This window comes from Thioalkalivibrio nitratireducens DSM 14787, assembly GCF_000321415.2.
In the GTDB taxonomy this organism is placed as follows: domain Bacteria; phylum Pseudomonadota; class Gammaproteobacteria; order Ectothiorhodospirales; family Ectothiorhodospiraceae; genus Thioalkalivibrio; species Thioalkalivibrio nitratireducens.
On record NC_019902.2, the window covers coordinates 1,951,086 to 1,965,310 of the forward strand.

Consider the following 14,225-nt stretch of genomic DNA (forward strand, 5'->3'; position numbering starts at 1 on the left):
TTTCCGACCACCCCCGAAAATCGCGGAAGCCGCGCATCATACAGGCAAACGACCGCACAAATCGACGGAACACGAAACCCGACAGGCAGAAAATCCATGGTATATTAAGCGGCTTGTTCGGCATTTTGGACATTCCAGCACACAGCCCATGTCATATACCCTACTGGTGACGGGGGGCGCAGGGTTCATCGGATCGGCGGTGGTGCGGCATTTCATCGACCACAGCGACGTGCGCGTGGTCAACGTGGACAGCCTCACCTATGCAGGAAACCTCGATTCGCTGGCCCCGGTCGCGCACTCGCCCCGCTATGCCTTCGAGCAGGTCGATATCCGCGACGCCGGCACGTTGGCCCGGGTCTTCCGGGAACACCGCCCGGACGCGGTCATGCACCTGGCTGCCGAGTCGCACGTGGACCGCTCGATCACGGGACCGGCTGCATTCATCGACACCAACGTGGTCGGAACCTACACGCTGCTGGAGGCGGTGCGCGATTACTGGTCGGCGCTGGAAGCGGATTCCCGGGCGCGTTTCCGCTTTCACCACGTCTCCACCGACGAGGTCTTCGGCTCGCTCGGCGATTCCGGCGCATTCCGGGAGGACACCCCCTACCAGCCGAACTCGCCGTACTCGGCCAGCAAGGCCGCGTCCGACCATCTGGCACGCGCCTGGCACCACACCTATGGCATCCCGGTTGTCACCAGCAACTGCTCGAACAACTACGGCCCCTATCAGTTTCCCGAGAAACTGATCCCGCACATGATCCTGAACGCGCTCGACGGAAGGCCCCTGCCCGTGTATGGCGACGGCGCCAACGTGCGCGACTGGCTGTACGTGGACGACCACGCGCGCGCACTGCGCACGGTGCTCGAACGCGGCCGGCCCGGCGCAACCTACAACGTCGGCGGCAACTGCGAGCGGCGCAACATCGAGGTGGTCGAGATGCTCTGCGCGCTCCTGGACGAGCTGCGCCCCGGCTCTCTCGGGGCGGATTCGGGCAGGCGTAGCCACCGCGACCTGATCACCTTCGTCGCCGACCGGCCGGGCCACGACCACCGCTATGCGATCGATTCCGGCTTGATCACGTCGGAACTCGGCTGGTCTCCCCGCGAGAGCTTCGAGTCGGGCCTGCGCAAGACCGTGCGCTGGTATCTGGACCACGAACCCTGGTGGCGCCGTGTGCTTTCGGGCGCCTACCGGCTGGAGCGGCTGGGCGCAGCCGCGGAGCCGCCAACCCGCCACCCTGGCTGACGAGACCAACGCACCATGTATTTACCAAACGCACCCGAGCGGGCCTCGCTGCCCGCTCGCAAGGGGATCATTCTCGCGGGCGGCTCCGGCACCCGCCTGTATCCGGTGACCCACGTCGTATCGAAGCAACTGCTGCCGGTGTTCGACAAGCCGATGGTGTATTACCCGCTGACGACGCTGATGTTGGCGGGTATCCGCGAGGTGTTGCTGATCTCCACGCCGGAGGACACGCCGCGTTTCGAACAGCTACTGGGGGACGGCAGCCGCTGGGGCATCTCCATCGAATACGCGGTGCAGTCGAAGCCGGGCGGCATCGCCGAGGCATTCTTGATCGCATCCGATTTTGTCCGTGGGAGCCCCTGCGCGCTGATCCTGGGGGACAACATCTTCTACGGACACGATCTGACCCGGCAGCTGGTGCAGGCGAATCGCGACACCCGCAGCAGTACGGTATTCGCCTACCCTGTGCACGACCCTGAACGTTACGGTGTGGTGACTTTCGATGCGCAGGGCCGCGCGGTCGCGCTCGACGAGAAACCATCGAAACCGCGTTCGCGCTATGCGATCACCGGCCTGTATTACTACGACTCCCAGGTCATCGAAGTGGCGGCACAGCTCCGGCCTTCGGCGCGCGGCGAACTGGAAATCACCGATGTGAACCGCTGGTATCTGGAGCGCGAGCTGCTCGATGTGCAGGTTCTGGGGCGCGGTATGGCCTGGCTGGATACCGGTACGCACGAATCCCTGCTCGAGGCATCGACCTATATCCAGACCATCGAGAAGCGCCAGGGGCTGAAAATCGCCTGCCCGGAAGAGATTGCGTTCCGCATGGGGTATATCGGTGCAGAGGAACTGCGCTGTCTCGCGGAACCGCTGGCACGCAACGGGTACGGCCAGTATCTGCTGAGCATCCTCGAAGAGCCGGTGTTCGCATGATCGTGACCGCGATGCGCATCCCCGAGGTGCTGCGGATCGAACCGAAGGTGTTCGGCGACCCTCGCGGTTACTTCATGGAAAGCTACCACGCCGCACGCTATGCCGAGTTCGGAATCCCCGCCGCATTCGTGCAGGACAACGTGTCCGCGTCTGGGCGGGGGATCCTGCGCGGACTGCACCTGCAGAACCCGCATCCTCAAGGGAAGCTGGTGTACGTGCTCGAGGGCGAGGTGTTCGACGTCGCGGTCGATGTCCGCGTGGGTTCGCCAACCTTCGGGCAGTGGGTGGGCGAGTATCTTTCTGCCGCGAACCATCGCCAGCTCTGGGTTCCGGAAGGATTCGCCCACGGGTTCTGCGTGACCAGCGAACGCGCACTTTTCTGCTACAAATGCACCGATCGCTATCACCCGGAGGCCGAGCTCTCCGTTCGCTGGGATGATCCCGCGCTAGGGATCGACTGGCCGGTCCGCGAACCCCGCGTCTCGGACAAGGATGCACAGGCCGCCTGCCTGCACGCGATCGATCCCGCGAAGCTGCCCGGTTACGAAGGAACTGCAACGTGATGGCGGCTGCGGCACGCCGCCGGACACGGGTCCTGCTGACCGGCGCCGACGGGCAGCTCGGGCGGGCCTTGCAGGCCTGTGCGGGCGATCGCTTCGAGTGGCTGGCGTTCAACCGCAGGTCGCTGGACATCACGCAGGCCGCCGCAGTCACGGCTGCGGTGGCCGGCTCCCGGCCCGACTGGATCGTCAACGCGGCGGCGTACACCGCCGTCGACCGCGCCGAGACCGATCGGGACGCCGCCTTCGCGATCAATGCCGAGGGCGCCGCGCACCTCGCGCGGGCGGCGGCGCGCTCGGGTGCGCGCATGGCCCAGGTTTCCACCGACTACGTATTCGACGGTACAGCAGCACGCCCGTACCGCCCCGACGACACCACCGGGCCGCTGAACGTCTATGGCAGCAGCAAACTCGCCGGTGAAACCTTTACCCGGGACATCCTGGGCGATCGGGCGCTGATCGTGCGGACATCGTGGGTCTACGCCGCCGAGGGCCACAATTTCCTGCGCACGATGCTGAAACTGCTGCGCGAGCGGGACACGCTGCGGGTCGTGGAAGACCAGATCGGGACGCCGACGCATGCCGCGAGCCTGGCCGCTGCGGTCGTGGCGAGCATCGAGCATCAGGGGTCTGGCATCCACCACTGGACCGACGCCGGCGTGGCGAGCTGGTACGATTTCGCGGTTGCAATCCAGGAAGAGGCCCTGCGCAACGGGTTCGACGTCGCCGGCTGCCGCGTCGAGCCCATTCCGACCCGCGAATACCCCACACCGGCCGCCCGCCCGCCGTGTTCGCTGCTCGACAAAGACTCCCTGCGGGCGCTGACGGGAAACGACGGGCGCCATTGGCGCGAGGAATTGCGACTCAGCTTCAAGGCCCTGGGTCCGGCCTGAACCGGGGGGTGCTCCGATCCCCCCTCGTGGGCGGGCGATGATCGGCGGTGAACCCTGCGGGCAACGCGCTGACCGCAGGGCAAAACGGACAAGCGCAGGAGCAGCCCACCGCGTTCGAACTCGACCGTGCAGCGGCGGCGTGTCCGGCGCAGCGAGCGGGTGCCGACCTTCCGCCTGCCTGCCCCACTACCCGTACCTGGCTAGTACCCCAACTCCTGCATCAGGTCGCCGGCGATTGCGTCAAACGCGGCACGATCGCCGTCGGCACCGTCCTGCCATGGCGGACGCCGTTCGAACTCACCACCCAGAAGGTGGTAGACGCGGCACAATGCTTCTCCCGAACCGTGCAGGCCCAGAAAACCCAATACGCGATCGAGCGTCTCGGCAGGCGCTGCGATCAGATCCTCGTAGCGAATCTCCAGATAGGCGCCCGGTTCGCCTGCCGCACGGCTCTCTTCGATCAGCCCCCGCCACCAGGCCGCAAGCTCCGGCACGCTCGCCCAGCCCAACGCGTTCGCCGACTGCGCCACTTCCCAGCCATCGCGGATCATCAGGATCATCCGACACTCCCCGAGACACCGACGGAGTTCGCCGCCGAAACGGGGAAGTTCGGGGGTCTTGTTGATCCAATAGCGGCGACCCGCCAGCTCCGCCTGGCGCTGACCCAGTGCGGTGATCAACGCGCCGGTCGCACGGGCGACCGCAGCGGGAGACGACGCCGCTTCCACCTCCGAACGCCAGCGAGCCAACTCCGCTTCTGCCTCCGCAACGGAATACAGGATCCGGTCACTTCCCAAGGGGTATTGTTCGTATGCCGCCTTGCCATCCGGAACCTGTCCCTGGATCTGCTGAAAGGTGCGCTGCATCTGCGCTTCCATCCGGGCCGCAACCGCCGCCGGTGCGAAGCCGGGGGGCTCGGCCGGTCGAACCAGCCCAGCCTCGACCGCCTCAAGTTGTGGATCTTCCAACACCCTGAGCCAGCGCAGGGCTTCGGCCACTTCCTTGGTCTCAAACCACGCCGCCACCTGGGGGTTCAGGCCGAGCAGGTTCACCAGAAGGGTCGTCCCGCTTCGAAAACCACCGATGAAGGCCGGCCTCATCCGGCGCACTTCCACAGCGTCGTCTTGGCGCTTCGCGCCGGCCGAAGGGCCTCGCCAACCCGGAACCGGTGACCTTCGGGCGGCTTACGGATCCCCGCCAGGAAAGAAATGCCCCTCAATGGATTGCCTCGTCCGTTACCGTCATCCATTTTCCAGTACCGCCTTCCATCTTCCATCTCCATCTTCCATCTTTGCATTACAGCCTGCGGCACTCACCCGACGAAGGCTGGAAGTCCTTCCTTCTGCCGCCGCTCATTCAGGATCCGCTGCACGTAGTCGACAGCATGGCGCCGTTCGATAACCGGATCCTCGGCGAGCGTCCAGTCATCGGGATCGTAACCGAAGCGAAGCACGTAATCGTGAAACAGTGGCCCGAACACCGCCACATCCTCGGGGGTGAACCAGTGGCGCCATGCGCCGCTGCCGCGAGTGCGCACGACACGCTGGAACTCCGGGCCGACGTCCGAACTCCCCTGCAATGGGAAACCCAAGTATGCCTCCAACTCGGCCAGGCGGTCGGCGACGAAATCCTCGTAGCGAAAGACAAAAACGCCAGGCCTCGCGTCGGCGAGCGAAACCGAGAGTGCCCCGAGTTCACGGCTGGTGGCGACCACCTCTTCCTGCGCCACTCCCCAGAGCCGGGCAAACAGCTCGGATAACGTCACTTCGCGGGGATGTTCGTGCTTTCGGGCCAGCGTCGCGAACGCGGCACGGATATCCGCGTCCGATTGCCTCCACAGGTAGTCGTGAACCCCGGTGTACAGCAACGCGCTGATGAGCAGGTCGCGCGGATCGCGGACGAGAAAGATGCGCCTGTCGAACGCAGCCAGCATCGGCCCGAGAAAACCACGGGAGGGGCGGAGCAGGGCCTTGACCAGCACCGGCCGGGCACCCTCGAGGTGCGGCGCCACGTCGGAAAAATCCCGCGGTTCGAACACACCGGTGCACGATTCCAGGCTGTTCTTGATCTTGAAGTACAGCCCGGTGCTACCCGATTTTCCGGGGCTGAGGATCAGGATATGGGCCGGGCTGTCTGCCATGTGAAGGGTCGTCGCCATGGTTGGTTCGGCGGCGATTTTGCCCGGAATGCGCGCGGCCGTCCATTCCGGGTGGTCTGGCGGAAGGTCGGGCAGCCCAGCCTCGGCCGGAGGTTCGGGATCGGACCATCGCCGATCCGAGGAGCGGGTGCGAGTTCACTGCGACGATTCACGAAAAGCCCCGTCAAGCGGCTGTCCCGATGCCGCCGGATGCAGCTTCCCGCCGATCTCCCGGCACGGGAATATCTTGATCGGCCGCTCGCCGCATTCGCTGCACGAACCGCATCTGCCACTATCCGCCACCCTCGGCCAGGGACACCACCTGCACCGCGCTGCCCAGGCGTTCGCGGGCGATGTCGACCAGGTGCCGGTGGTGGGTGAAGAACAGCACTTGCGTGCGTTGCGCCAGCCGGGCCAGCACTTCCAGCCCGGCGCCGGCGCGCGCGTCGTCGAAGTTGATGAACAAATCGTCCGCGACGAACGGCAGTGTCGGTGCAGTCTCGAGATAATCCTCGACCGACGCGACCCGCAGTGCCAGGTAGAGCTGGTCCGCGGTGCCGGTGCTCAGTCCGAGCACCGGCACCGCCCGGTTCCCGTCGCGCAGGCCGGTCAGTTGCGGACGGTCCTGATCATCGTAGTCGACCCGCAGCGCCTGAAACGTGCCGAGGGTCAACAGCGCGAACAGTTCGCCCGCGCGCCTGAGCAATGGCCCCTGTTTTCGGCGCCGGTACCGGTCGATGGCCCAGCGGAGCACCGTGGCCGCTGTGCGCGCCTGCACGTACTGCTCGGCCGCATCGCGCATTTCCGCCAGCGCTTCCTGGCGCTCGCTCGCGGCACGCGCAGCCGCGTCGCCGCCACCCAGCGCCTCGAAGGCCTCGCGCGCCTCCGAACGCCGTTCGGCGCTGGCCGCCAGGCGCTGCCGCAGCTCCGCCAGCTGTTCGTGCAGCGTCTCTTCCTGTGCCGCCAGGCGGTCGATGTCGACGTCCGCGCATTCCTGCGCCAGCGCTGTCGGCGGCAGGCCGTCGCCCTCGCGCTCCAGCGACGCGACCACGCGGTCGCGTTCGCCGTTCAGCCGGCGCCACTGATCGGACCGCCGGAGCGCCTCGCGCAGTTCGTCGATGCGCTCGACCCGCGCGGCCTGCAGCAGGTGCCCGATGGACTCGTGTGCGGCGCGGCGATCCCGTTCGCGCGCAGCGAGCGCTTCCTCCAGCCGCCGGATCTCGTTGTGCTGCTCCTGCTCGCGCTCATGCGCGGCCCGGGCGGCATCGAGGCGCTGCTTCAGTACTCGCACCGCGTCGCCGGCGGGCCGGGCCGCGAGATCCGGGGCGACCCGGGGCAGCAGTGCCGCGGCGGCCCGCTCGAACTCGGCGGCATCGGCGCGGATCCGGTCGATACGATCGTGCTGCAACGCGGCCATCTGCTGGGCCAGTTCGCGCATTTCCTCGAAGCTGGCGAGTTGCCGGTCGATCTCCTCGACCTCGGCGCCCGCGTGCAGACCAAGCCCGGTCACCGCGCTGTCCCAGCGCCGCCGCCAGTCCTGCCACGCCGCGTCCGCGCTGCCGTGCTGCGCCGTGCGACGCAACCGGTCCCTTTCCGCCTCGGCGCGCGCCTGCTGCAGCGTCTGGCGCTCGCGTGCGGCCTCCTGCAGACGCGCCAGTCGCTCGGATGCGCGTTCCAGCAGCACGGCCACGGGTTCGGCCGCGAGTTCGTCCCCCGTACCGCCGACGTCGGCCATGGCCTCCAGCAGGCGTTTCCGGGCCGCCTGTTCGCCCTGCCGTTCCGATTCGAGCCGGGCCTGCGCGGCGGCCTGCGCCTGCAGGGCGTCGAGCAGCCCGCGCCGGGTTTCCATCCAGTCCAGCATCGTGTCGGGATCGAGCGGCGCGAACGGGGCCGCGTCCCACATTTGCGCCCATTCCGCCCGTTGCGCGGCCTGCTGTTCCAGCAGGCGGTCCTGCTGGCCGCGCAGCTCCGCGTCGACCGCCTCGCCGCCCCGGATGCGGCGCGCCTGCTCGTCCAGCCGACCGAGCGTTTCGGCCTGCTCGAAGCGCCGGTCAGCCACCGCGTCGGCCTCGTGCAGCGCGGGTTCGAATGCAGTCAGCGGATCGGCTCCGGACCGGTCCATCCATTCCCGGTCCTCGGCGCAGACCGCGCCGGTTCCGAGATGCCGAGCCTTGACCAGGCGCCACAGCCGGTTGCGGTGCTTCCGCACCGCCTGCAGCTGGTCGCGGGTAATCACCTCGCCAGCGGTCAACGCCTCCTGGTACTGCTGCCGTGCGCGCGTCAGCTCGACGCCGGCTGCATCGCGCTCGCGACTCAGGTCGGCCAGCCGCTGGTCCAGTTCGCGCATCCGGTCCCGTTGCGCCTGAATCGCCGCCAGCGGGGGCGCCGGCACTTCCGGAAGCCCTGCGATCGCGGACACCGGCGGATGCAACGCCACTGCAAGTTGCTCGACCCGTGTCGCGGCGTCGCGCGCGGCGGCCTGCGCGGCCTGCAACCGCGCGCCCGGATCGCCGAGTTCGCGCACTGCACGGACGACCGCAGCGAGCCGCTCGCGGTCCGGCACCGGAGGGATCGCGGCCAGTTGCCGGTCGAGGTGTTCGCATTGCGCCTGGCTGTCGCGCAGGGCCGCATCGGCCGCCGCGAGCGCTGCGGCAAGCCCGCCACGCTGCTGCCCCAGCACACGGACCGCCGCGAGTGCGGCGCGGGAGGGGATCGCCGCGACGATCGCCTCCGTTTCGGTTGCCTGAACGCCGAGTTCGGCCGCGAGCCGTCTCAGCGCCTGCCCGGCGGCGTCGAGTTCGGCCTCGCGCTTGGGCAGATCGCGCTGCCCGCGGGCGACCTCGATGCCCCAGACCTGCAGACGCTCGGCTTCGTCTTCGGCCGCGAGGAGCCGGTGATCGCATGGGATCCCGGCGAGTTGCTCGCGCGCCTGCCGCAGCTGGTCGGCGAGGATCTCGATGCGAATGCCGGCATCGGCCTCGACGCGTTCGGCGTCGGCCAGCTGCTCGCCGGCGTCTTCGGGCAACTCGATCACGGGGCCCAGGTCGGCGATGCGCGATTCGAGTTCGAACCGCTGCCGGACCTCCCGGTAGACGCGCCGAATCCGCGCCACCCGGCGCGCCTCGGCCGAACGGCGTTCGAGTTCGTCGGCGACGTCGGCGTAGGCCTGGTTCGCCGCGTCGAGCCTCTCCCGGTAGTTCTGCCACTGGCTCGCGGTCAGCGTGTGTTCGCGCAGTTCGCGGTCGGCCTGCTCGAGCCGATCGACCGCCTGGGTGTACCGGCGGCGCGCCGCACGGCGCGGACCCCAGATCGCGTCCGCCTCGCGCTCCAGCGCCGCGAGCCGCTGGCGAAGCCCGCCGATGCCGGCGCCTGCCGAGAACAGCACCTGTCCGATCTCGTCCCTGGCCTCCAGGATCTCGCGCCCGCCCTGCTGCAACCGTGGATGGTCCAGCGAGAACATCCGCTCGAAGAACGCGCGGTCGGCACCCGAGAGAAAAGGGGCCAGAGCCGACTCGCCCTCGGGAATGGCCACCTCGTCGGTGTCCAGCAACGTTTCCCGGTTGCCTTTGCGGCGCACGATCTCAAGCGAGGCTCCATCGTGCTCGAGCCGCGCGCCGACCCGCATGTCGCGGTATTCGTGCAGAAAGCCGAAGCGACTCTGCATCGGGATCCCGAACAGCAGATCCTCGATCGCCGCCAGCGCGGTCGACTTTCCGGCCTCGTTGGGCCCGAACACGATGTGGAAATCCGTGCCGTTCTGCGGCAGCGGGATCGACCGTCCGGTGAAGTGTCCGTAGCGCAGCAGGTCCAGCCGGGCGACTCGCACGATGTTCAGTCCTCCTCGCCCTCGCCCGCCAGGCGCTGCGAAAGCCAGGGCACCACGGCCGTCGCCAGCGCCGCGGGATCCTCCGCGAGGGCGGTCGTCAGGATCGAATCCGGTTCCAGCTCGGCCCGCAGTTCGTAGGGCAGCCGGCGCAGCATCGCCCCCGGATCCTCGGCCAGCCGCGCCAGCAATTCCGGGTCCGTGGCCGCCTCCTGCCAGAGCGCTTCGAGTTCGCCGGCGGGATCGGTGCGCTCGGCTCCGGTCGCCGTGGTCGCCACCACGACCTTTTCCACCCAGGCCGCATCGGTGCCGAGCCCGACTGCCGCCGCCCGCGCCTCCGCGAGCAAGCGGTCGCCCGACACCTGCAGCTCGCCGTGGATCGGCGTCGATCCCTGGCATTCGACCCGGCACGCGAGCAGGCGCCCCTGCCCCTCGGCCGCCACGGCATCGGCGATCGCCGCCTGCAGGCGTTCGACCGCCTCGCCGAGGCTGCCGGCGCCGGTCAGATCCGCCTGAACCCGGCTCCAGCGCACGACATCGACGGCCAGCGGCGCCACGTCCACCGCCGTGCCCGCTTCCACGGTGACCAATACGGCCCCCTTGTCGCCGGTTTCGCGGATATGGCGCCCCTGCAGGTTGCCGGGGAACACCACCGGAGGCCGCGGGTGCAGGATCTGGAACTGGTGCACGTGTCCCAGCGCCCAGTAGTCGTAGCCCTTCGCGAGCAGATCGCCCAGCGCGCAGGGCGCATAGTTCTCGTGCCCGCCGAGCCCGCCGAGACCGGTATGCAGCACGCCGATATTGAAATGATGCGGCATCGGATCCGGATAGGCGGGCACCAGATTCTCGCGCAGTTCCCGCTGTGCAAAGCTCTGACCATGGAGCGCGACCCCGCAAGCGTCCAGCCGGAAGGTCTCGGGCCTGCGCGCACCGAACACCCGGACGTTGTCCGGCAACGTCAGCCGGCGCGTCAACTGGCTCTCGGCGTCGTGGTTGCCGTGCAGCAGGAACACCGGGATGCCGGCCTCGTTCAAGCGCCCCATCTGCGCCGCGAAGAACAGCCCGGTACGGTAGTCGCGCCAGTCGCCGTCGTAGAGATCGCCGGCGATCACGACGAAGTCGACCCGCCGGTCGATCGCATCCCCGACGAGCTGGACGAACGCCTCGCGGGTCGCGGTGCGGATGCGTTCTGCCGCACTGCCCTCGTGCCCGCTCAGCCCGCGCAGCGGACTGTCCAGGTGGATGTCCGCTGCGTGCAGGAAACGAAACGATCCCAAGCCCTGCCCTCCCTGGTCCGGAGTCCACGCGCCCGGCGATGCCGGCGCGCGGCCGGGGTCGCCCCGGCCGGCGATCCCAAAAGGCTAGCACAGTGGCGGCCGACTACTCGAAATCGCGGGGTATCAGCGGCCCGTGGCTGCGTTCGATCGATTCGGCGGCTCGCGATGCGCCGCGTCGTGTAGGTCGAAATCGACCATGAGCTCGTTGGCCAAGGCCTCCAGGTCGTCCTGGAGGGTATGAAGATCGGCCGAAGCGGGAACGGCCAGGTCGGCTTCCGCCCGGAAAACGGGATGACCGGACATCGGCGCGGGCTCGCATCCGGTCTCCAGCCCGTCGATGGAGATTCCGTGCCGCAGAAGGACGCCGGAGATGTCCCGCACGATTCCCGGGTGATCGTGGCCCGTCAGATTCAGCCGCACGCGCCGTATCGACGGCTCCGCAACTTCGCGGCCGCGCTCGATCGTCAGGTGCAAGCCCTCGGCCTCGAGCCCGCGCAGCGCCGCCTCCAGTTGCTCAACAGCGTCGGAATCGACTTCCAGCCGCACGATTCCTGCGAACTGGCCGGCGAGCTGGGCCATCCGGCTCTCCATCCAGTTCGCCCCCGCGCGCTGCGCGCGGGTGGCAACGACACTGACCAGTCCCGGGCGATCCGGTCCGATCAGCGTAACGATCAACGACGTATTCACGGCAGTCCCCTTTCAGGCCGAACGATCCTCGAGTGCGCCATGGTACGTCAGGACGGGTGCCCCCCGGTGCAATGCACAGCCCGATGATCCTGTTCCCCCTTCCCCGCAAGCAGGGAAGGGGGGCATTGTCAGGGGTGGCCACCGGTCATGGCAGTCGACGTGACGGAAAACACCGTCCGTATCCCGGCGATCCGCAGGGCGGATCCGCGCAGCAGCATCATCATCCGCCGTTCGGCGTGTCCGGCGCCCGCGACAGTTCCGGCGAGGGAACGGCAGATGACGGCCTCCGCCCTCTTCCGCCCCGATTGGGATCGCATGGCAACTCTCTGTTCCAATGAGGACCTTTCGTTGGTGCGGATAGTGGGCGACCTCGAAGACTTCATGGATTGCGATGCGATCCATGGCGTCTGCGCTCGTTTCATGGTCGGGAGTGGTCGCCGCGCGCGCTGACCGTCAACGACGCAACTCGTCGTCCCGGTAATGGGTGTCGAGCCAGCAGCGGGGCAGCGCCTCGCCGGAGGGGAAGATCATCGCGGCCTTTGCGAAAGGTTCCGGATCCGGAAGATCCTCTCCCCAGTTGTAGCGTCCCTCGAAGTGCGTCTCCGACGGGTCGAACAGCGCCGCCGTGTCCAGAACCTCCACCAGGTGGCCGTTACTGCTGTCCTTGAGAAACATGCGTGGCCTCCTCTTCGGGGTTTCCAACGAGTATGGACCCGGGGTCCGGGATTGCAAGCAGGATCCGGATCTTGGGCGCGCGAGCTCCCGGGAGCGGCGATCCGCACGGCGGCTCCGCGCGTCGACGACCGCAACCCGACCGGGGTGCAGCGAGAAGGTCGGCCGGGTGGTTCCGCGAGGCACGGAACCTGACGGCCGAGCTTTTCCTCTATCATGGAAACTCTGCGGTGAGTGAAACACCGCTGGACGGCGGTCGTCATTGCGCATGTAGCGCATTGAACAGCCGCACGCGGGCCCGCAGAGCGAGCGCAGCGAGCAATCCAAGCCACATCAGGTGGATTTACGCCGGATGGATCGCCACGTCTCGCCATACAGCGCTCGCGGCTAAAGGCTGCGTTGATCGCGATGACGGCCGGGTTGGCTTCTGCCTTTTTTGGAACTGCGGAGCTAGCGTGATGATCAGGCTTATTGGGGTGGCAGCACTGTTCCTGGCGGTCGGCTGGGGGCTAGGCTTCACGGCGGTCGTGACTCCGGCCAAGGAAGAACCGATCGACGGGGCCTACCGGGTGGTCGACACGGTGGCGGCCCGCTACCAAACCGGAGTCGACGAAATCCGCACCGGGCAGCCGGCCGCGGGCCGGGACAACATCGAGCGCGCCATCGCGGATCTCGCTGCCGCAGGCGCGGTCTGTGCCGAAACCTCGGGCTGTGAAGTGCAGCGCTTCATGGCCGCCTATCACAACCTGCTGACGCTGCGCAGCGATGTGCTCGCCGGAGCGGCCGAGGAGTACGTTGAACTCCAGCCCGAGCTCGACGCAGAGACCCCGCAGGCCGTGCTGCAACCGGACGTTGCGGACACCACCGCTCCCTTCGACGGCCGGGACTTGATCGAACTCATCGACCTCAACAGTCTGGTCCGGGCCGCGCTGCACGACTGGCTGACTTGGATGCGGCCGTCGCTGATCGATGCCTACGAGCATTACCTTTACCTGCGACCGCTGATGTGGCCGACCTACGAGGCGGCAGGACTGCCGGAGGCGTTGCTGTTCGGCATCCTCGCGAAGGAATCGGGCGGCCGGGTGCATTCCGTGTCCCGGGCCGGGGCGGCCGGGCCGCTGCAGTTCATGGCGCACACCGGACGGCGCTTCGGGCTCGGCCACGACGATGGCTTCGATACGCGCTTCGATCCGACGGCGGCTACGCGGGCCAACGTCGCCTACCTCAGGGAACAGTTCGCTCAGCTCGACGACGACCTGGCGCTTGCCCTCGCCGCGTACAACGGCGGTGAGGGCCGCATTCGGCGGCTGGTTGCAGGCAGTGACGACCCAAGCTTCTGGAACCCGGCGATCTTCGGGCAACTGCCGCGCGAGACACAGGAATATGTGCCCTACGTGCTGGCAGCCGCCTGGCTGTTCCTGCACCCGAACGAATACGGACTCGAGTTCCCACGCGCGGATACTGCCCATACCCGTTTCGAACTGCAGCACCCGAAAACGCTGGGCGAACTCGCGATCTGTCTGGGCCAGGACGGCACGCGTGCCGGCTGGTTCCGCACCCTGCGCAATCTCAACCCCCGCTTCGAGCACGACCAGCGCCTGCCGGCCGGCACCCGCCTGGCGGCCCCGGCTGCGCTGGTCGGTGCCTACCGCCGGCACTGCGTCGCCGGCCCCCGGCGGGATCTCGCGCAGAATCTGCACGACTCGCGCGACGAACGCCGGGATCTGCTGGCGACGCGCATCTATACGGTGCGTTCCGGGGATACGCTCTCGACCATCGCCAGCGAGCAGGGCTGTCCTAGCACCCGGGGCATCGCCCACACCAACGGCATCGCGGGGCCCCGGTACCTGATCCGGCCGGGGCAGAAGCTGGAACTGATCGGCTGCGGGAGCTGACTGCCATGGTGCCCGGCCACCACCCGCGACCATGAACAGGCGTAGGGTGGAAGAGGCCGAAGGCCGTCATCCGCCATCCGGCGCCGGGGTTGCCAC

At 68.0% G+C, this 14,225-nt stretch carries 12 protein-coding genes; 6 read left to right on the forward strand and 6 right to left on the reverse strand.

Translation table 11 applies throughout. From position 1 onward, the window contains the following. The first annotated feature begins 148 nt into the window (after positions 1 to 148). The 4 genes from rfbB to rfbD are packed head-to-tail and all read left to right on the forward strand — an operon-like array spanning position 149 to position 3,638. Complete coding sequence (gene rfbB / locus TVNIR_RS09065; protein WP_043739550.1) at positions 149 to 1,249, forward strand: dTDP-glucose 4,6-dehydratase; 1,101 nt, start codon at positions 149 to 151, stop codon at positions 1,247 to 1,249. Positions 1,250 to 1,264: 15 nt separating this feature from the next. Further along, the gene (gene rfbA / locus TVNIR_RS09070; protein ID WP_015258716.1) at positions 1,265 to 2,185 is read left to right on the forward strand and encodes a glucose-1-phosphate thymidylyltransferase RfbA; all 921 of its coding nucleotides are present in this window, start codon (positions 1,265 to 1,267) and stop codon (positions 2,183 to 2,185) included. Beyond that, positions 2,182 to 2,748, forward strand: a complete 567-nt coding sequence (rfbC, locus tag TVNIR_RS09075; RefSeq protein ID WP_015258717.1) for a dTDP-4-dehydrorhamnose 3,5-epimerase — start codon at positions 2,182 to 2,184, stop codon at positions 2,746 to 2,748. The genes rfbA and rfbC overlap by 4 nt, the downstream gene beginning before the upstream one ends. After that, a complete protein-coding gene (gene rfbD, locus TVNIR_RS09080) occupies positions 2,748 to 3,638 on the forward strand; it encodes a dTDP-4-dehydrorhamnose reductase (protein ID WP_015258718.1) in 891 nt (296 codons plus the stop codon). Before rfbC ends, rfbD begins: the two co-directional genes overlap by 1 nt. Positions 3,639 to 3,838: 200 nt before the next feature. On the opposite strand, the gene TVNIR_RS09085 is transcribed toward rfbD, so the two are convergent. The 5 genes from TVNIR_RS09085 to TVNIR_RS09105 form a co-directional block, all read right to left on the reverse strand. After that, a complete protein-coding gene (locus tag TVNIR_RS09085; protein WP_043739551.1) occupies positions 3,839 to 4,738 on the reverse strand; it encodes a sulfotransferase in 900 nt (299 codons plus the stop codon). Positions 4,739 to 4,950: 212 nt separating this feature from the next. Beyond that, positions 4,951 to 5,796: a hypothetical protein gene (locus tag TVNIR_RS09090; protein ID WP_043739552.1), complete on the reverse strand. Its 846-nt coding sequence runs from the start codon at positions 5,794 to 5,796 to the stop codon at positions 4,951 to 4,953. A gap of 271 nt (positions 5,797 to 6,067) precedes the next feature. Then, a complete protein-coding gene (locus TVNIR_RS09095; protein WP_015258721.1) occupies positions 6,068 to 9,601 on the reverse strand; it encodes an ATP-binding protein in 3,534 nt (1,177 codons plus the stop codon). 5 nt (positions 9,602 to 9,606) lie between these two features. After that, the gene (locus TVNIR_RS09100) at positions 9,607 to 10,875 is read right to left on the reverse strand and encodes a metallophosphoesterase family protein (protein ID WP_015258722.1); all 1,269 of its coding nucleotides are present in this window, start codon (positions 10,873 to 10,875) and stop codon (positions 9,607 to 9,609) included. A 123-nt stretch (positions 10,876 to 10,998) separates the two neighbouring features. Continuing rightward, positions 10,999 to 11,562 carry a glycine cleavage system transcriptional repressor gene (locus TVNIR_RS09105; protein WP_043739554.1) on the reverse strand — a complete coding sequence of 188 codons (564 nt, stop codon included), beginning with the start codon at positions 11,560 to 11,562 and terminating at the stop codon, positions 10,999 to 11,001. A gap of 147 nt (positions 11,563 to 11,709) precedes the next feature. Between TVNIR_RS09105 and TVNIR_RS09110 the strand changes: the two genes are divergently transcribed. Next, positions 11,710 to 12,012, forward strand: a complete 303-nt coding sequence (locus TVNIR_RS09110; protein ID WP_015258724.1) for a hypothetical protein — start codon at positions 11,710 to 11,712, stop codon at positions 12,010 to 12,012. Between the two features lie 3 nt (positions 12,013 to 12,015). Here TVNIR_RS09110 and TVNIR_RS09115 read toward each other — a convergent pair whose 3' ends face one another. After that, positions 12,016 to 12,237: a hypothetical protein gene (locus TVNIR_RS09115; protein ID WP_015258725.1), complete on the reverse strand. Its 222-nt coding sequence runs from the start codon at positions 12,235 to 12,237 to the stop codon at positions 12,016 to 12,018. A gap of 455 nt (positions 12,238 to 12,692) precedes the next feature. Between TVNIR_RS09115 and TVNIR_RS09120 the strand changes: the two genes are divergently transcribed. Then, on the forward strand, positions 12,693 to 14,129 hold the full coding sequence (locus TVNIR_RS09120; RefSeq protein WP_157092239.1) for a transglycosylase SLT domain-containing protein: 1,437 nt from the start codon (positions 12,693 to 12,695) through the stop codon (positions 14,127 to 14,129). Positions 14,130 to 14,225: the final 96 nt, after the last annotated feature.